The organism is Shewanella sp. GutCb (assembly GCF_002836135.1).
Taxonomy (GTDB): Bacteria; Pseudomonadota; Gammaproteobacteria; order Enterobacterales; family Shewanellaceae; genus Shewanella.
The window spans coordinates 1-634 of the sequence record NZ_PJBL01000075.1 but is presented as its reverse complement, the minus strand read 5'-3'; the positions used below and the strand labels follow the sequence as shown (position 1 = coordinate 634).

Below are 634 nucleotides of genomic sequence, written 5' to 3'. Positions count from 1 at the left end.
CTAACAGCTGAAGTGGGTTGTACTAACGCACCCGGTGCTACGGGCGAAGGTATGTATGAGATGTTCCGCTTAGGCGCCATCCCAGTACATTTAGCGCACATTCAATCTGGCCCTTGGGCGTCACCTGATGAAGGTGGATTCGGTTATGTGTCTAACTATTCTATCTACAATTTCCCTCATTCAATGGCGGTAAACCGTCTAACGGGTAAGCGTTTCATGAACGAAATTGCTGACCGTAAGACGCGTGCTGATGCTGAGCTAAGTTGCCGTGATGAAAAGGGTAACGCACTGCCTCCAATCTTGATCACTAGCTATAAGGATTCTAAAAAGCATCCGAATACTAAGAAAGTAATCAAGTACAACGTCGGTTGGAAGTTTGATTCAGTTGAAGAACTAGCCAAACATTTTGAAGTGCCACTTACAGCGCTGAAAGCTCAGATCGCAGAGTATAACGAATACGTTAAGTCTGGTGATGACAAGCAGTTCGGTAAGAATATGACTAAGGCTAAAGATAAGTTTATCCAAGCGCCATTCACCGTCGTAAGACTATGGCCAAAAGTGCATTATTGCCAAGGTGGTGTACAGGTCAATACTAAAGCCGAAGTGAAAGACAGCTTCACAGGTCAGTCTATCT

At 44.8% G+C, this 634-nt stretch carries 1 protein-coding gene; it reads left to right on the top strand.

The features are described 5' to 3' along the window. A partial coding sequence (locus tag CXF86_RS20015) for an acrylate reductase flavoprotein subunit ArdA (RefSeq protein ID WP_145991641.1) occupies positions 1 to 634 on the top strand: 634 nt, incomplete at both ends.